12 protein-coding genes and 1 tRNA gene are annotated in these 18,116 nt (G+C 70.5%); 9 read left to right on the top strand and 4 right to left on the bottom strand.

Features of this window, described 5'->3' with window-relative positions; all coding sequences use genetic code 11:
- Nucleotides 1-32: 32 nt before the first annotated feature.
- Both OG607_RS14170 and OG607_RS14165 read right to left on the bottom strand, forming a co-directional pair.
- Nucleotides 33-5,318, bottom strand: coding sequence for a type I polyketide synthase (locus OG607_RS14170; protein WP_405723157.1), 5,286 nt, complete (start codon nt 5,316-5,318; stop codon nt 33-35).
- Between the two features lie 59 nt (nt 5,319-5,377).
- Nucleotides 5,378-7,324: an FAD-dependent monooxygenase gene (locus tag OG607_RS14165; protein ID WP_405723155.1), complete on the bottom strand. Its 1,947-nt coding sequence runs from the start codon at nt 7,322-7,324 to the stop codon at nt 5,378-5,380.
- 24 nt (nt 7,325-7,348) lie between these two features.
- Between OG607_RS14165 and OG607_RS14160 the strand changes: the two genes are divergently transcribed.
- The 3 genes from OG607_RS14160 to OG607_RS14150 all read left to right on the top strand — a co-directional run bounded on the left by OG607_RS14160 (nt 7,349) and on the right by OG607_RS14150 (nt 9,782).
- A complete protein-coding gene (locus OG607_RS14160) occupies nt 7,349-8,044 on the top strand; it encodes an AAA family ATPase (RefSeq protein WP_405723153.1) in 696 nt (231 codons plus the stop codon).
- Nucleotides 8,045-8,131: 87 nt separating this feature from the next.
- Complete coding sequence (locus tag OG607_RS14155; RefSeq protein WP_405723151.1) at nt 8,132-8,317, top strand: helix-turn-helix transcriptional regulator; 186 nt, start codon at nt 8,132-8,134, stop codon at nt 8,315-8,317.
- Nucleotides 8,318-8,531: 214 nt separating this feature from the next.
- On the top strand, nt 8,532-9,782 hold the full coding sequence (locus OG607_RS14150; RefSeq protein WP_405723150.1) for a tyrosine-type recombinase/integrase: 1,251 nt from the start codon (nt 8,532-8,534) through the stop codon (nt 9,780-9,782).
- 31 nt (nt 9,783-9,813) lie between these two features.
- Here OG607_RS14150 and OG607_RS14145 read toward each other — a convergent pair whose 3' ends face one another.
- Together OG607_RS14145 and OG607_RS14140 are read right to left on the bottom strand one after the other, a co-directional pair.
- Nucleotides 9,814-10,326, bottom strand: coding sequence for a hypothetical protein (locus tag OG607_RS14145; RefSeq protein WP_405723149.1), 513 nt, complete (start codon nt 10,324-10,326; stop codon nt 9,814-9,816).
- A gap of 309 nt (nt 10,327-10,635) precedes the next feature.
- Nucleotides 10,636-10,707 (bottom strand) — tRNA-Arg (locus OG607_RS14140).
- 312 nt (nt 10,708-11,019) lie between these two features.
- On the opposite strand from OG607_RS14140, the gene OG607_RS14135 reads away from it, so the two are divergent.
- The 6 genes from OG607_RS14135 (at nt 11,020) to thrB (ending at nt 17,913) form a co-directional block, all read left to right on the top strand.
- Nucleotides 11,020-11,433, top strand: coding sequence for a PleD family two-component system response regulator (locus OG607_RS14135; protein ID WP_405736757.1), 414 nt, complete (start codon nt 11,020-11,022; stop codon nt 11,431-11,433).
- Between the two features lie 119 nt (nt 11,434-11,552).
- Nucleotides 11,553-12,548: an ArgS-related anticodon-binding protein NrtL gene (gene nrtL / locus OG607_RS14130; protein ID WP_405723147.1), complete on the top strand. Its 996-nt coding sequence runs from the start codon at nt 11,553-11,555 to the stop codon at nt 12,546-12,548.
- An 18-nt stretch (nt 12,549-12,566) separates the two neighbouring features.
- Nucleotides 12,567-13,958: a diaminopimelate decarboxylase gene (lysA, locus tag OG607_RS14125; RefSeq protein ID WP_405723146.1), complete on the top strand. Its 1,392-nt coding sequence runs from the start codon at nt 12,567-12,569 to the stop codon at nt 13,956-13,958.
- Between the two features lie 122 nt (nt 13,959-14,080).
- Complete coding sequence (locus tag OG607_RS14120) at nt 14,081-15,373, top strand: homoserine dehydrogenase (protein WP_405723144.1); 1,293 nt, start codon at nt 14,081-14,083, stop codon at nt 15,371-15,373.
- A gap of 64 nt (nt 15,374-15,437) precedes the next feature.
- Entirely contained in the window at nt 15,438-16,529 is a 1,092-nt protein-coding gene (gene thrC / locus OG607_RS14115; RefSeq protein WP_405723142.1) for a threonine synthase, read from the top strand.
- Between the two features lie 460 nt (nt 16,530-16,989).
- Nucleotides 16,990-17,913 (top strand): homoserine kinase, encoded by a 924-nt coding sequence (gene thrB, locus OG607_RS14110; protein WP_405723140.1) that lies wholly within the window; start codon nt 16,990-16,992, stop codon nt 17,911-17,913.
- The last annotated feature ends 203 nt before the right edge of the window (nt 17,914-18,116 follow it).

Genomic DNA, 18,116 nt, shown 5'->3' with positions numbered 1-18,116 from the left:
CTCAGCCGGGACCGGGCCGCGTACTCAGCCGGTCAGGCGGTCAGGCGCTCCGCGAGATACTCGGCGATGGCCGTCACCGTGGGCCGGTCCCACAGCAGCGTGGCCGGCAGCGCGAGCCGGAAGAGCTTCTCCAGCCGGCGCCTGATGACCAGCGTCATCACCGAGTCCAGGCCCATCTCCATGAGCGGACGCCGCACGTCGAACGCGGACGGCGCCCACTTCATCTCGGCCGCCACCAGGCCGCGCACCTGGTCCACCAGAGCGGCATGCAGCTCTTCCGGCGCCAGCGAGGCCCAGTCTGCCTGAGCCTGCTCCGTGGCAGCGGAGTCGGCGGTCTCGACGGTCAGTTCGTCCAGGAGCGCGGGACGGACCGCGCCGGGTTCCAGCTCGATGGTGCGCATGACGGCGAAGCAGGGGGAGTCGTAGCGGGACGCGAACTCCCAGCTGCGGAACGCCTCCGCGGCGGAGATGTCCGCGGTGCCACGGGCCGCGAGTTCGGCGTCGATGACCGCCGAGGACGTCGACATGCCCAGGCCGCGCCAGGAGGTCCAGGCGAAGCTGACGGCGTTGTCGTCGCCCAGCGTCTTGCGGTGTGCGGCCAGGGCGTCCAGGAACGCGTTCCCGGCGGCGTAGCTGGCCTGGCCGGTGAGACCCAGCAGTTGGCCGCAGGAGGAGAACAGAGTGAAGAAGTCCAGGCTGCCGGGGGCGAACTGCTCGTGCAGGACCAGCGCTCCGGCCACCTTGGGCCGCATCACCTGCTCGAGTGAGCTCTCGTCGACCGTCACCGTCATACGGTTGTCGAGCACGCCGGCCGCGTGCACCACGCCCCGGACCGGGGGCAGGTCGAGGGCCTGCGGAGACAGCGCCGCTGCCACGGCCTCGGGGTCGGTGATGTCGACGGCCACGGTGCGGACGGTGACGCCGAGCCCTTCCAGTGCGCGAACCGCCTCGATCTGCCGGCGCGTCGAGGCGTCGCTCTGCTCGTCCCACACCGCGCGGGGCGGCAGGCCGTTGCGGCCGACCAGGACCAGGCGCCGGGCGCCGCGTCCGGCGAGCCAGGTGGCCACTTCCAGACCCAGGACGCCGAGTCCTCCGGTGATCAGATAGGTGCCGTCGGGGCGGCATTCGAGCGAGGCACGGACCGGCTCCCGCTCCACGGCCACGAGCCGCGCGACCTCCGCGTCGGTCCCGCGCAGCGAGACGAGGTCCTCGCCGGGCTGCGCCCGTACGATCCCGACCAGCGCCGACAGCGTCCCTGTGTCGGGTTCCTCCGCCACATCGACGGTGCCGCCCCACAGCTCGGGGTGTTCGCCGCCGACGACCCGGCCCAGGCCCCACAGCGGGGCGTCGCCCAGGGACTTGGCGCCCAGGGACTCGAGTACGCCGCGGGTGACGCACCACACGGCCGGCTGCACCGCGGGGCCGGCGGCCGCGAGCCGCTGGACCGTGCGGGTGAGCAGCCAGGCCGCACCGACCGCGGCGCCGCCGACGCTCTCCCCGGGGGCGGCCCGTTCCGGCACCACCAGTACGGCGGTGCCGGAGGTGAGCGGTTCGGCGAGGGAGTCCAGCTGCTCGGGGGTGTCGAGTACGGTCCAGGGCAGGCCCGCGCCGGTGAATGCGTCGCCGATGAGAAGGCCGGTCTTCCGGTCTCCGACGATCACCGCGGAGGTCACGGGGCCGCGCCCGCGGGCCGGCTCGGCCGGAAGCCGCAGCGGGCGCCAGGTCACCTCGCTGACCAGGCGGCGCGGACTGGCCGTGGCTCCCGGGTCACCGTCCAGCACGCCGTAGCGCAGGCCGGTCAGCCGGGCCAGCGCCCGGCCGTCCGTGGCGGCCACGGTGACGTCGACGGTGTCGGCGGCGGCGGGGCCGTCGACCGTCCTGACGTGGAGCAGTACCTCGGCGGGGCAATCGCCCTGGACCACTGCCTCGCGGATGTGGGCGGGCATCCGGAGAATCGGTTCTCCCGGGAAGACCACCGAGGCGATGGAGAGCGCGGCGTCGAGCACGGAGGCCCAGGACGCGGGCGGCTCGCCGTCGGGCAGCGCCGAGACGACGGCGAAGATCTCCCCCTCGGCGCGCCGCATCTCCCGCACCTGCCACGGGAAGCCCATGGCCGCCACACCGATGTCGGCGAGCCGGTCGACGACGAAGCCGGCGTCGAGGACTTCGGCGCACCGGGCATGCAGCGCATCGGCGTCCAGAGGCTGTTCGGCCACAGTGGTGCCAGGGGAGACGACGGCCGTGGTGTGGGTGAGCCAGGCGGCATCGGCGTCGTCCGCGCTGCCGGGACCGTCCTGCCCGAGGATCCGGGACGCCAGACGCACCGTGCCCTCCTGGTGGACGACCTGGAGTTCGCGCGCCGTGCTGACCGCCACCGGCACGCGCAGGGTCACATCGGCCAGTCCGGGGCGCCGGCCGCCGTCGGAGGCGGCGGTGAAGAAGGTGTTGAGCAGTACCGTCGCCGGGATGATCTCGACGCCCTGCACGGGGTGGTCGCCCGGGTAGGGGCGGCAGGTCTCGTCCAGATAGGTCTGCCACATCCGCGCCGGGGTGCTGCCGTTCACGGCGACCTGACCGCCCAGCAGGGTGTGGCTGTCCACGTCGTGCTGACTGCCGCCGCCGGTGGTGCGGCCGGCCGACTCGTACCAGTAGCGCCGGTGCTGCCAGACCGTGTGGGGCAGATCGGCCAGGCGGCCGCGGGTGGCCGTGGCCCAGTCGACCGGGACGCCATGGCAGTGCAAGGCTGCCAGGTTGGCGAGCAGGGTGCCCTGTTCGGGCCGGTTGCGGCGCAGGGTGTGGGCGACGAGGGCGTCCTCGACGCCCAGTTCCTCCAGCGTCTCGCCGATGGAGTGTGCCACCACCGGGTGCCCGGACACCTCGACGAAGACCCGGAAGCCGTCCTCCACGGCCGCGGTGACGGCCTGGGTGAAACGGACCGCGTTACGGAGGTTCCCGGCCCAGTACGCGCCGTCGCGGGGAGCGCTGCTGCGGGGGTCGTCCAGCGCCGTGCTGTACACCGGCAGCCGGGGCTGGGATATCTCCAGCCCCTGGGCGGCGTCGCGGAGTTCGGCGAGCAGCGGGTCCATGTGGGTGCTGTGGAAGGCGACGTCCGAGGCGACCCTGCGGACGACCAGCGACTCGCTCTCCCACTGTGCGGCCAGCTCCTCGACCGCGTCGATGTCGCCGGCGACGACGGTCGACCGGGGGGAGGCGGATATGGCGGCCGCCACGTCGTCGCGGCCGGCAAGCCGGTCCGCGACGTCCTCGAAGGCGAGGCCGACCATGACCATCGCCCCCTGGCCGGCGACGCGGCGCAGCAGCACGGAGCGGCGGCAGATCAGGCGGGCGCCGTCGGCGAGTCCGAGCATGCCGGACACCACGGCTGCGGCGATCTCACCGACCGAGTGGCCGACGACGGCCGCCGGTGCCAGGCCGCGTTCGTTCCAGACGGCGGCCAGCCCCACCTGCATGGCGAAGATCATCGGCTGGATCCGGTCCACGTCGTGCAGGTCCCCGTCGAGCAGGACCTGCCGCGGCGAGAACCCGATCTCGTCGAGGAAGATCGGGTCGATCTCGGCGAGCACCTTCGCGAACATCGGCTCGTCGGCGAGGAGTTCGCGCCCCATGCCGATCCACTGCGAGCCGTGGCCGGAGAACACCCACACGGCACCGCGCTGGGCGGCCGGCAGAGTCGTCCCGGACTCGGTGCCGTCCTCGGCCCGGTCCTCGGCGAAGGCCGAGAGGCGGGTGAGGAGCTGGTCCCGGTCGTTCGCCGTGACGACGGCCCGGGCGGGAGCGTGGCCCCGGTGCACAGCCAGGGTCCGGGCCACGTCCTCCAGCGGGGTGTCCGCGCCTTCGGCGGCCAGCCAGGCGGCGATCCGGGCGGCGTTGGCGCGGGCACCGGCCTCGGTGGCGGCGGACAGCGGGAACAGCCGTACGGTGTCGTTCTGCGGCACCGAATCCGCAGGGGCCAGCTCGTCGGTGCTCTCGGGTGCCTGCTCCAGGACGATGTGCCCGATCGTGCCGCCGTAGCCGTAGCCGGACACACCGGCCCGGCGCGGATGGTCACCGGCCGCCGGCCAGGGTGTCGGCTCGGCCACGACCCGCAGCCGCGCCTCCTCCCAGGGGATGGCGGGGTTGGGCTCGTTGAAGTTTGCCTGCGGCGGGATGTGTGCGTGGTGGAGCGCCAGTACGGCCTTGATCAGACCGGCGACCCCCGCTCCGGCTTCCAGGTGGCCGATGTTCGGCTTGACCGAACCGATGAGGCAGGGCCGGTCCGCGGGCCGGCCGGCACCGAAGACCTCGGCCATCGCTGTGGTCTCGATGGGGTCGCCGGCCCGGGTGCCGGTGCCGTGCGCCTCGACGTAGTCCACGGTGAGGGGATCCACGCCCGCGTTGCGGTAGGCCTGGTGCAGCAGATGTGCCTGTGCCTCGGAACTCGGGGCCATGATGCCGTTGGTGCGGCCGTCCTGGTTGACCGCGCTGCCCCTGATCACGGCGAGGACCCGGTCACCGTCGCGCTGGGCCTCCGACAGCCGCTTGAGCACCACGACGCCCGCGCCCTCGCCCCGGCCGTATCCGTCGGCGGCCGCGTCGAAGGACTTGCTGCGCCCGTCGGGCGAGACGGCTCCGGCGGCGTCGAGGACCATGGTCAGCCCCGGTCCCGCCATGATGTTGACCCCGCCGGCGAGCGCGACAGGGCACTCCCCCTCGCGCAGCGCCTGGAGGGCGAGGTGGAAGGCGACGAGCGAGGCCGAGCAGGCGGTGTCGACGGCCAGGCTGGATCCGCGCAGGTCGAGTGTGTAGGAAACGCGGTTGGCGACGGCGCAGAACGCCGCGCCGATGCCGGTCCACGCCTCGATCCCGGGGAGGTCCTCCAGCATCCGCCGGCCGTAGTCGTCCGACCCGACACCGATGAAGACCCCGGCGTCGCTGCCGGCCAGGGTGTGCGGGGCGATGCCCGCGTGTTCGAGTGCCTCCCAGGAGACCTCCAGCACGATCCGCTGCTGCGGATCCATCAACTCGGCCTCGCGCGGGGTGATTCCGAAGAACTCGGCGTCGAACCCCTCGATGTCGTCCAGGAAACCACCGTGGCGGGTGGTGCGGCGCAGGGCCGCGGCGTTCTGTGGCGAGGCCTGCTCGTACGAGGCCCAACGCTCCGCCGGCACCTCGCTGATAGCGTCCTGCCCGTTCGTCAGCAGGCGCCAGAACGACTCAGGGGAATCGACGCCGCCGGCGAATCGGCAGCCCATGCCGATGACGGCGATCGGCTCCGGCCCGGTCCGGTTGTCTCGGAGACCTTCGGTCAGGTGGGTCACGTGCTCCTCCAGGGGAATCGCGCTGACAGGAAGACGCCGGTGCGGGGCGGGGAGAGAAGTCAGTAGCCGGGTTGGGTGACGGTGTTCGGCAGTGGCCAGCCGGTGACGGCGTCGATCCGGCCCGCGACCAGGGCCGTGTGCAGCAGCGTGTGATGGCCTTCGCCACGGCCGGCCGGGGGCTCCAGGGCCCACCCGACGGGCCTTTGGAGCAGGACGGGCAGCCCGGTCCCGGTACGGAGCCGGTCGGCGTGTTCCAGTTCGTGCGTCCAAGTGCCGACGCGTGCCGGGGCGGCGGCCGCCCGTAGATGCAGCCCCGCCGCGCCTGCCTCGGCCGCGCCGCGTGCCCGCTCCACCAGGTGGTCCCCGGCTGCTTCGTACGCCCCCGCTGCGGGGCACGCGAGACCGGCCAGCACCACCGCCCCCGCGGGGAGGCCGCTCATGAACTTCCGCTCGACGATGGCGTGTTCGTTGCGCTGTGCCTCTCCGTAGGCCGAGATGTCGTCCAGCACGACCTCCACGACCGGGAATCCGACGGCCTCGGCCCGCGTGGCCCCCACGTCGTCCAGCGCGCGCAGTACCACACCCAGGACGGTGCCGTCGGCGCTGATGCGTTCCAGCGCCGCACGCCAGGCATCGAGCTCCCCCACGCCCTGCGGGCGCCGCCAGTCCGCGAGCACCAGCCCGCTCCCGGCCACCGAGTACGCCTCGCAGGCCCGGATCTGCCGCTCTGCCCGGTCGCCAACGGCGGTGACCAGCCGGTTCCGCAGTAGCGCGCTGCCGAGCTGCAGTGGTGCGCCCAGGGCGTGTCCGCCGCTGCTCGGCCCGGCCGGCCGCGGAGCGCTGTGGGCGTAGGCCTCCTCCGCGGCGGCCACGCGCTCCGGGTCGCGGCGGCGCAGCCCGGCCAGGCCAATGGCGTTCGTACGGGTGAGGAAGTGGAATCCGAACCGATCGGGGTCCCGGCCCATCCGCGCGCCGAAGGTCTCCCACCACCGCATGCTCGGCAGGGCCCAGTTCTGCGTACGGTCGATATCGGGGCGGCGGAGCGTCTCGTAGCGGGAGAGCGCCGCCCCGACCGGCTCCTCGGCACCGCCGTCGGCCAGCTCTGCGGCCAGGGTTATGGCGTCCTCCATCGCCATCTTGGTGCCCGACCCCACCGAGAAGTGCGCGGTGTGCGCGGCATCTCCCAGGAGCACGAGGTTCCGGTACGACCAGTTCCGGTTGCGCACATGACGGAAGTTCGCCCACTTGCTGTTGTTCACCAGCAGCGGGTGTCCTTGAAGATGCTCGGCGAAAACCTGCTCCATGAGCTCCTGCGCATAGTCGTCGCTCACGCCTGGTGCCGAAGACCGCTCCGTCGTGATCTCCAGGCCGGCCGCCCGCCAGGTCGCCTCATCCGTCTCGACGATGAAGGTGTGCAGTCCGCCACCGTACGGATAGGCGTGCGCGGCAAAGGCCCCGAACCCCGTCTCCACAAAGGGGAACGTCACCAGCTCGAAGGGGGCGTGGGTGCCGAACCAGATGTACTTCGCCGCACCGGGCTCCACCTGCGTACCGAAGTGATCCGAAAGCGCCGTTCGGGTGGGCGAGTTGGCACCCTCGGAGGCCACCACCACGTCATGGCCGGCGGCGAGGTCCAGCGCGTCCGCCTCGGTCTCGAACGAGAGCACGGCCCCGGCACGGGTCGCCTGCTCCTGCAGGATCGACAGGAGCGCCTTCCGTGAGATGGCGGTGAATCCGTATCCGCCGTAGCGCAGAGCCCTGCCCGCGTACCGGAGTTCCATGTCCGTCCAGGCGACACTCGCTTCGACGATCCGCTGGTGCGTGTCCGGATCCGCCTGCTCGAACGTGGACATCGTGCGGTCCGAGAAGACGACGCCGAATCCGAAGGTTGCGTCCGGGGCGTTCCGTTCGTAGACAGTGACCCGCCGCGCGACACCCCGCGCCTTCAGCAGTCGCGCGAGGAACAAGCCCCCAGGACCACCACCCACGACAGCGACATCCAGCACGGCCCGCACCTTCTTCCCCGGTCGGTGGCTTGCCGTCTGCGACTGAGTGCTGAGCGGCGAGAACAAGCCTGGCGTGACTACCTCAAGCGGTTCTCAAGGCCGGTTCAACCGAACCTGACCGAGTGCCCGCCCTTCCCCCCAGGGCGGCACCGAGCCATCGCCGCCTGGCTGGACCGCAACCCCGACGCCCGCATGGTCGTCATCGACGTCTTCGCCAAGATGCGCGGCCAAGCCCCGCAAGGCGTATCCGCGTACGACGCCGACTACGTCTCCGTCGGCTACGCCAAGCGGCTCGCGGACCACTACGGCATCGCCGTCGTCCTGGTCCACCACGTCCGCAAAGCAGCCTCGGAAGACTTCCTGACCGAGGTCTCCGGGACCAACGGCATTGCGGGTGCCGCGGACGTCACCCTCGTACTCAAGCGGGCCCGGGGACAGGCTGACGGCATCCTGCACGTCACCGGTCGCGACGTGGACGAATCCGAATGCGCCCTCCAGTTCCAACCCGCCTCCGGAGCCTGGCACCTGCTCGACGGGCCAGTCTCCGACCACACGGTGGGCGACACTCGCGCCGCGATCCTGCGGCACGTCCGTGTCAACCCTGGTGCCAAGCCCAAGGACATCGCCGACGCGCTCCCGCAGGTCGCTGCGGACAACGTCCGGCGGACGTGCGCCCGCGGAGGTGTCCCAGCTGTCCGACTGTCCCACTACCTTGCCTGACCTGCGTGAAGAGGTGGGACAGCCGGAATCGGGGCTGTCCCACCTGTCCGACCTTCCGCCCACCGCACGCCCGGGGAGGGCCTGACCATGCCGCGAGACGAAATGCTCACGATCGACCAGGTCATAGACGAGACCGGTGTGCCGAGGGCGACCTTCTACGGCTGGCGGCAGCGCAGGAAGGGCCCGAAGTCCATCAAGCTCCCGAACGGCGCCGTACGCATCCGACGTTCCGAACTCGATCGCTGGATTGCGACCTTGGAGGAAGCCGCGTGAACCAGCGCAAGCCCAGCCAGGTTCCGGGCGCCCGCGATGGTGGACGCCCGGCCGGGCCCGAAGAGCCCACACTCTCCACCGACGTACGGGTGTGGAAAGTCAGCAGGATCACCAGCAAGGCGGCTCCCTACCAGCTGCGTTGGGTGGTGGCGGGGAAGGTCCGCCATGCCACCTTTCCCACGGTGGCGCTGGCTGAAAGCCGCCGCTCGGAGCTGTGGCAGGCCATGCGCAGGGCGAGGGCTTCGACGTGGAAACGGGACTCCCGGAGTCCGAACTCCGGGCTGCCGCCGCGAAGCAGAAAGCTGCGGCAGAGGAAGCCAAGCCCGACCCATCATGGTGGGACTTCAGCCGCGAATACATGGCGACCCGCTGGCGCGGCACCGCAGCAAAGACGCGCGAGGGCATCGCGGACAGCCTCGCCACGGTGGCGCTCGCGATGTTGGCCGAAGACGCGAAAGCACCGACACAGGAAGACGCCAGGCTCGCTCTCCGATGGGCCGTGGTGCCCGCCAACAAGGACGAAGAGCCGCCGTACGAGCTTGAGGACGCCTGCGCGTGGCTGTCCGCGCATTCGCTACCGCTGTCGTCCTTCCTGAATCCCAAGGTGGTGCGAGAGGTTCAGCACCGGCTCTCGTTCAAGCTGGACGACACCCCGGCGGCAGGCGAGACGTACAAGCGTCGCCGCCGTGGGTTCAACACGGCCATGGAGTTCGCAATCGCGTCGGGATACCTGGAGGTGAATCCACTCGCAGGGGTGAAACGGGCCACGCCCAAGGGCGACGACAAAGTGGATCGCCGTGTACTGGCCAACCCCACGCAGGGCACCCAGCTCCTCACCGCCGTGTCCTACGGGGGGTCCGTCCACCGCAACCGGGGGCGACGGCTCGTGGCCTTCTTCGCGGTCCTGCTCTACGCAGCCCTGCGGCCGGCGGAAGCCGTGGGTCTGCGAGAGGCGGATTGCTACCTCCCTGCCGAAGGTTGGGGCACCCTCACCCTTCGCCAGACACGCCTGGTCTCCGGGAAGAAGTGGACCGACTCAGGGCAGCGCCACGACAAACGAGGGCTGAAGGCGAGGGAGGCCGACACGGACCGCCCCGTCCCCATCCCGCCGTTGCTGGTAGCGATGCTCCGGGCTCACCTGAAGGAGTTCGGCACAGCCAAGGACGGCAGGCTGTTCCCCAACGAGCGCGGGGACGTACTGGGCACATCCAGCTACTGGCGCGTGTGGCAGGAAACCCGGCCCGTCGCCCTTCCGCCCGACAAGGTGGCGTCCCCGCTCGCCCACCGGCCGTACGACCTGCGGCACACGTGCATCACGAACTGGCTGAATGCCGGGGTGCCCGTGGCCGAAGTCGCTCGGCGGGCGGGCAACTCGCCAGAGGTCATCCACCGCCGCTACGAAGGGTGCATCGATGGCCATGAAGAGTTGAACAACAGGACGATTGAGAAGGCTATGGGCTGGTGAGGTGAAGAGTTACTGCCCCTCGTCTCACTAATCAAGAAGTATCTTTCCGAAGGCCGAGCCTTCTATGGAGCAACGATGGCGGCTCGTCTTTCGCGCGACAGGCCAAGTCTTCGAATAGCGCCATGAACTGAGTTCCGCGAATCTCGCGCTCTCGGTAGATGTACGGCCTGAGAACATCCCACACCCTCACGATGGTCAGCCCGAAAGTACTGATCACCACCTTGGGGTCTACCGCCTTATAGGCAACCAACTTCCCCAAATCATCATAGAATATCGTGACGTGGTCGATGTCTCTCCTCAGTGGCTCGGGGATTCCTGCGTATCCACCTGCGGGATCGTGGGCGGTAGACAGCTCATGCAATATGTAGCTCTGCGTCCGTGCGAAGTCATCCTGTCGCCACTCACGAAAAGCCGTGAATATGATAGGAATGAGATTCGCGCCGTGTGCGGCGAGGGCTTGACGGTAAGCCAAGTAACCAGAAAGAGCGACTGCCAGAATCGAAAGGAATAGTGAGCTTAGGTTGATCTCTAGCGAAGCATCCATCAAATGCTCACATTCCTGTCAGTGCTCGCCCATCAGTGCCTAGAGCTGGAATGTACGAGAAGTGCACCCAGACAGAACAGTCGCAACGATGGGCGCACAGACGCACACTGACGGCGTACTTGGGAGTCCGAGGTGAACCCAAGGCCAGCCCCCGTCGACAGTGGCAGGGGCCGCCCTGACTCACTCGCCACTCACTCGGGATCAGTGCGTAGGAGTGACAAAGAGCCGGACTCAGTGGGACTGAGTCCGGCTCTTTATGTGTGGCACTTTCGCAGGTCAGGGGCTTGATCACCCTGGTCACTACGGAAGTGCCCCCGGCAGGATTCGAACCTGCGCACACGGCTCCGGAGGCCGTTGCTCTATCCCCTGAGCTACGGGGGCGTGCCGTCCGCGGTGGCGGCGACGGGGGAAACACTACCAGCTTGGGGAGGGTGGCCGTGTACAGGGTTTTACGCGGCGCGAGCGGGGCGAGGAGGGCCCGGTGAGGGCTCAAAGGAACGGCTGGGGAGGGCTCAAGGGAAGGGCCGGGGGAGGGCCCGACGGAGGGGCTGGGCCGGGGGTGGGGACGGAGGCTGCTACCCCGGATCGGGCGGGTTAAGCCGGGTGGTGAGAAAGGTCCCTCGCACGGGGAAGAAGTGGGCAAAACGCAGGCGCGGGAGAGGGGGCGCGCCTACTCTTCGAACTGTGCCGGGCATGTCCGGCCGGGTGCTTGTGGTCGACGACAACAAGGTCATCCGGCAGCTGATCAGGGTCAACCTCGAGCTGGAGGGCTTCGAGGTCGTGACCGCGGCTGATGGTGCCGAGTGCCTGGACATCGTGCATCGGGTGCGTCCGGATGTGGTGACGCTGGATGTGGTGATGCCGCGGCTGGACGGGATCGAGACGGCGACGCGGTTGCGGGAGGACCCGGGGACGTGCGGGGTGCCGATCGTGATGGTGAGCGCGTGTACGCAGGTGGAAGTGGACGCGGGGGTGGCGGCCGGGGTGGACGCGTTCCTGAGCAAGCCGTTCGAGCCGGCGGAGCTGGTGAATGTCGTACGGAGGCTGGCGCACGGCGGCGGGCAGAGCGGGGAGCAGGCGGCCGGGGAGCCGGCTACTGCGCCGTAGGCCGACCCCAGGCGGGACCCCAGGCGGGACCCCAGGCCTGACCCCAGGCGGGCGCGCCCGTGACCGAGGGGTGAAACCCGCTGGCATGAGGGCCCCCCTCCTCGCCTAGGCTTGCGCTTGTGACTCCCGCTGAGCTCTCCCGCACCGTGCTGCGCACGGTTCGCCGTGCGGTGGAGGCCGAGGAGCTCAGCGTGCCGGAGCAGGGGGCGTGGCAGGAGCAGTTGGTGGTGCAGCGGCCGCCGAGGCCGGGGCACGGGGACTACGCGACGAATGTGGCGCTGAAGCTCGCGGGGCCCGCGGGGCGGCCGGCGAGGCAGGTGGCGGAGATCCTGCGGAGGCATTTGGCCCAGGCGCCGGGGATCGCGCGGGTGGAGATCGCGGAGCCGGGGTTCCTGAACATCACGCTCGACGCGGTGTCGTACGCAGACCTCCTCCGGACGGTGCGCCAGAAGGGCCCGCTCTACGGCCATGGGGACGGCCTCCACAAGCTACGCGTCACAGCCACCGGACCCGCCGACGCCCGCGCCGCCCTCACCGCCGAGGTCGTCAACCGGCTGCTCGGGGCCGCCGGGGCCGGCCCGGGTGAGCCCGAGCCGGTCACCGTCCATCCGGTCGGCGAGCCGCTGCCCGACCTGCTCCGCGTCCTCGGCCCGGACGCCGCCCGCTGGGCGTTGCTGCGCCCTCCGGCTTGGGACCCGCCGCAGCTGGATCCGGCCGTGCACCTCGCGCAGCGCGCGAGTAATCCGCTCTTCCGGGTCCGTTACGCCCACGCCCGCACCCGGGCCCTGCTCCGCAACGCCCATGACCTGGGCGTCGGGACAGAGCCGGGGGAGTACCGCCACCCGGCCGAGACCGAGCTGCTCGGCCTGATCGCGGACTTCCCGCGGGTCGTCGAGGCCGCGGCCCGGCACCGGGCGCCCGACCGGGTCGCGCGGCACGCCGAGCGAACGGCGGACGCGTTCTTCCGCTTCCATGACGAGTGCCCGGTGCTGCCCAAGGGCGAGGAGAAACCCTCGGCCGTTCACGGCGCCCGGCTGGCGCTCGCCGAAGCCGCCGGGACCGTGCTCGCCAACGGCCTGACCCTGCTCGGCATCAGCGCCCCAGACCACCTTTGACGTGAAAGTGCCACGAACATGAGCCGCTCCGCACACCCCGCCGGCCCGCGCTACGCCGATGTGATCCCCGAGGGTCACTACTCAGCGCCCCCCTCCGACCTCAACTCCCTCGACCCCCGGGTCTGGTCGCGCACCGTCACCCGCAGCCCCGAGGGCGTGGCCCAGGTCGGCGGCCTGGACGTACGCGCACTGGCCGAGGAGTACGGGACCCCGGCGTACATCCTGGACGAGGCGGATTTCCGTGCCCGCTGCCGCGCCTGGCGCGAGGCGTTCGGGGCGGACGCCGACGTCTTCTACGCGGGCAAGGCGTTCCTCTCCCGCGCGGTCGTGCGCTGGCTGCACGAGGAGGGCCTGAACCTCGACGTGTGCACCGGCGGCGAGCTGGCGGTGGCGCTGTCGGCCGGGATGCCGGCCGAGCGCATCGCGCTGCACGGCAACAACAAGAGCATGGACGAGATCGAGCGGGCGGTGGCCGCGGGGGTCGGCCGGATCGTCGTGGACTCGTTCCAGGAGATCGTCCGGGTCGCGGACATCGCGGCGAGGCACGGAAAGCGGCAGCGCGTACAGATCCGTGTGACCGTCGGGGTCGAGGCGCATACGCACGAGTTCATCGCGACCGCGCACGAGGACCAGAAGTTCGGCTTCTCCCTCACCGGCGGGGACGCCGCCGAGGCCGTGCGCAGGGTCCTGGCCCTGGCCTCGCTCGAACTGATCGGGATCCACTCCCACATCGGTTCGCAGATCTTCGACACGTCCGGTTTCGAGGTCGCCGCCCACCGCGTCGTCGGACTGCTCAAGCAGATCCGGGACGAGCACGGCGTGGAGCTCCCGGAGATCGACCTCGGCGGCGGGCTCGGCATCGCGTACACCGCCGACGACGACCCGCGCGAGCCGCACGAGATCGCCAAGGCGCTCGGCGAGATCGTCAACCGCGAGAGCCAGGCGGCAGGCCTCACCCCGCCGCGGCTGTCCGTCGAGCCGGGACGGGCGATCGTCGGCCCGACCGCCTTCACCCTCTACGAGGTGGGCACGATCAAGCCGCTCGACGGGCTCCGTACCTATGTGAGCGTGGACGGCGGCATGTCGGACAACATCCGCACCGCGCTCTACGACGCCGAGTACAGCGTCGCGCTGGTCTCCCGGGCCAGCACCGCCGAGCCGATGCTGGCCCGGGTGGTCGGCAAGCACTGCGAGTCGGGGGACATCGTCGTACGGGATGCTTTTCTGCCCGCGGACCTCGCGTCCGGCGATCTGATCGCGGTGCCTGCCACGGGGGCGTACTGCCGCTCGATGGCGAGCAACTACAACCATGTCCTGCGCCCGCCGGTGATCGCGGTCAAGGACGGCGAAGCAGGAGTGATCGTCCGGCGCGAGACGGAGGAAGATCTCCTGCGTCTCGATGTCGGGTGAAGCAGAATCTCAAAGGTAATCGGGCTGGTCTCACTTATCGGACAGGGCGTGGAAACTTCCGTCCGGTGAGTGAGACTGGTCCCATCCCAAGGCCGTAAAAGCTGTAAAGGAAACGAGGTCGGATGATGCGTACGCGTCCGCTGAAGGTGGCGCTGCTGGGCTGTGGTGTGGTCGGCTCCGAGGTGGCCCGCATCATGACGACGCACGCGGCCGACCTCGCGGCGCGCATCGGCGCCCCCGTGGAGCTCGCCGGGATCGCCGTACGCCGCCCCAACCGGGTCCGCGAGGGCGTACCGGCCGAGCTGCTCACCACCGACGCGACGGCCCTGGTCAAACGCGGGGACATCGACGTCGTGGTGGAGGTCATCGGCGGCATCGAGCCCGCCCGCGGCCTGATCACCACCGCCTTCGAGCACGGGGCGTCCGTGGTGTCCGCCAACAAGGCCCTGCTGGCCGCCGACGGCGCCGCCCTGCACGCCGCGGCCGTGGAGAACAAGGCGGACCTCTACTACGAGGCCGCCGTCGCGGGTGCCATCCCGCTGATCCGCCCGCTGCGCGAGTCGCTGGCCGGCGACAAGATCAACCGGGTGATGGGCATCGTCAACGGCACGACCAACTTCATCCTCGACAAGATGGACACCACCGGCGCGGGCTACTCCGAGGCGCTGGACGAGGCCACCGCCCTCGGTTACGCAGAGGCGGACCCCACCGCGGATGTCGAGGGCTTCGACGCCGCCGCCAAGGCCGCGATCCTGGCCGGCATCGCCTTCCACACCCGGGTCACCATAGACGACGTGCACCGCGAGGGCATCACCGAGGTCACCGCCGGCGACATCGCCTCCGCCAAGCAGATGGGCTGCACCGTCAAGCTGCTCGCCATCTGCGAGCGCAGCGCCGACGGCCGGTCCGTCACCGCCCGCGTGCACCCCGCGATGATCCCGCTCACGCACCCGCTGGCCAGCGTCCGCGAGGCGTACAACGCGGTCTTCGTCGAGGCGGACGCGGCCGGCAAGCTGATGTTCTACGGCCCCGGGGCAGGCGGCTCGCCCACCGCGTCCGCCGTGCTCGGCGACCTGGTGGCGGCCTGCCGCAACAAGCTGGCGGCGACGACCGGCCCCGGCGAGTCCGCGTACGCGCAGCTCACGGTGAGCCCGATGGGCGATGTGGTGACCCGCTACCACATCAGCCTGGACGTGGCCGACAAACCGGGCGTACTGGCCCAGGTCGCCACCGTCTTCTCCGAGCATGGGGTGTCCATCGACACGGTCCGCCAGCAGGGGCGCGACGGTGAGGCCACGCTCGTCGTGGTCACCCACCTCGCGACCGACGCGGCCCTGTCCGCCACGGTGGACGTCCTGCGCGAGCTGGACACCGTCCGGGCCGTCGCGAGCATCATGCGCGTGGAAGGCGACTGACATCCTGTGTTCGTCACCGTCGTCCCCTCTCTCCCTCCCCCTCTCCCCTCCCTGAGGTAGCCCAATGAACGCCATCGCCGACACCCCGCGAATGCCTCGCACCCACCAGTGGCGCGGCATCATCGAGGAGTACCGGGATCGTCTCCCGGTGACCGCCGAGACCCCCGTGGTCACGCTGCTGGAGGGTGGCACTCCGCTCGTCCCGGCGCAGCTGCTCAGCGAGCGCACGGGCTGTGACGTCTTCCTCAAGGTCGAGGGAGCCAACCCGACCGGCTCCTTCAAGGACCGTGGCATGACGATGGCCATCACCCGGGCCAAGGAGGAGGGCGCGCAGGCCGTCATCTGCGCCTCCACCGGCAACACCTCGGCCTCGGCGGCCGCGTACGCGGTGCGGGCCGGAATGGTCTGCGCGGTCCTGGTCCCGCAGGGCAAGATCGCGCTCGGCAAGATGGGCCAGGCGCTCGTGCACGGCGCCAAGATCCTGCAGGTCGACGGCAATTTCGACGACTGCCTGGAGCTGGCGCGCGGCCTGAGCGACAAGTACCCGGTCGCGCTGGTCAATTCGGTCAATCCGGTACGTATCGAAGGCCAGAAGACCGCCGCGTTCGAGATCGTCGACATGCTCGGCGACGCGCCCGACATCCATGTCCTCCCGGTGGGCAACGCGGGCAATATCACCGCGTACTGGAAGGGCTACCGCGAATACGCCACCGACGGCGTGTCCACCCGAAACCCTCGTATGTGGGGCTTCCAGGCGGCCGGTTCGGCCCCGATCGTCAACGGCGCGCCGGTGCGCAGCCCGCAGACCATCGCCACGGCGATCCGGATCGGCAACCCCGCGTCCTGGCAGTTCGCGGAGGAGGCCCGGGACGAGTCGGGCGGCCTCATCGAGGCTGTGACGGACCGTCAGATCCTGTCCGCGTACCGCCTGCTGGCGGCTCGTGAGGGCGTCTTCGTCGAGCCCGCCTCCGCGGCATCGGTCGCGGGCCTGCTCAAGGCCGCCGAGGAGGGCCGGGTCGACCCCGGCCAGCGCATCGTCTGCACGGTGACCGGAAACGGCCTCAAGGACCCCGACTGGGCCGTCGCCGGCGCCCCGCAGCCGGTCACCGTCCCGGTGGACGCGGACACCGCGGCCGAGAAGCTGGGCCTGGCCTGAGCAGGATCGCACCGCCGGACGGGCTCCTAGGGCCCTTCTGGCGGGTCTCCGTGGCGTCGCGTGCCCTGGCACCAGCGCTCGCGGCGTTGCCGAAGCGCCCACAGGAAACCACCCTGTGGACGCTCCGGCGCCTTGCGATCACAGGCGCCAGACCCCGCTCCTTCTCCCACGGAGACCCGCCAGAAGGGCCCTAGCGCCCGTCCGGCGGATGGGGGCGCACGCCCCTGGGGCGACACGCATCACGCGCTGTTCGTGCGCCCTATGTCGCAACAGAACCTTCCTTCGATAGGCTGGTGTCCACCGGCGTCGCAGCGCGCCGTCTCGGCCCATGCCACTGGCACAATTGGGCCAACCAAAGCCCTCGCCGTCCTCCGGCAACGATGCCAAGGCAGCACACGCCCAGGCATTCGAGGCAGAACCGCCCTTGAAGCACATGAAGCACAAGGAGAGTCATCGAACGATGGCCGGACCCGCCTTCCGCGCCGCCGCCGTCCGAGTGCGCGTCCCCGCGACCAGCGCAAACCTCGGACCCGGCTTTGACGCCTTCGGCCTGGCCCTGGGGCTCTACGACGATGTCGTGGTGCGCGTGGCCGACGCCGGCCTGAACGTGGACATCGCCGGCGAGGGTGCCGACAACCTCGCCCGGGACGAGAAGCACCTGGTCGTACGCTCCCTGCGCACCGCGTTCGACGTGCTCGGCGGACAGCCGCGCGGCCTCGAGGTCGTCTGCGCCAACCGCATTCCGCACGGCCGCGGCCTGGGCTCCTCCTCCGCCGCCATCTGCGCGGGCATCATGGCCGCCCGCGCGGTGACGATAGGCGGACACGAAAAGCTCAACGACGCCGCGCTGCTGGAGCTGGCCAACGAGATCGAGGGCCACCCCGACAATGTCGCCGCCTGTCTGCTCGGCGGCTTCACACTGGCCTGGACCGAGGGCGGCGCCGCCCACGCGATCCGGATGGACCCCGCGGAATCGCTGGTCCCGGTGGTTTTCGTACCGTCGAAGCCGGTGCTCACCGAGACCGCGCGGGGCCTGCTGCCGCGCACCGTCCCGCATGTTGACGCAGCCGTCAACGCCGGGCGGGCCGCGCTCCTGGTGGAGGCGCTCACCCGCCGCCCCGAGCTGCTGCTGCCCGCCACCGAGGACCGGCTGCACCAGGAATACCGCGCACCGGCCATGCCCGAAAGTGTGGCTTTGGTGAACCGGCTGCGCTCCGAGGGCGTACCTGCTGTCATCTCGGGCGCGGGGCCCACCGTGCTGGCGCTCACGGAGGAAGGCGCCGCCGACAAGGTCTCCCAGCTCGCGGGCGAAGGGTGGGCGGCCAACCGCCTGGCCCTCGACGTGGCCGGGGCAAGCGTTCTGCCGCTCGCTGTGGGGCAGTGAGGCGGTGAGAACGGCAGGGGGATCGGCAATGACACGATTGCCGGTCGAAGAGAGGGGGAATATTTGTTGGATCCGGTAGTGTTAATCTCAAGTCTGCACTCGACGCCTTTGTGGCGCGGTGCTCCGTGTCCCGTATCGGGACCGCCTTTCTTCCGGGAGCCTCCCACACCGCATAGGCAGCCTGCCTGAGCAGTGCCGAGCAC

The organism is Streptomyces sp. NBC_01537 (assembly GCF_045040445.1).
In the GTDB taxonomy this organism is placed as follows: domain Bacteria; phylum Actinomycetota; class Actinomycetes; order Streptomycetales; family Streptomycetaceae; genus Actinacidiphila.
This window is presented reverse-complemented; position numbering and strand designations above follow the sequence as displayed.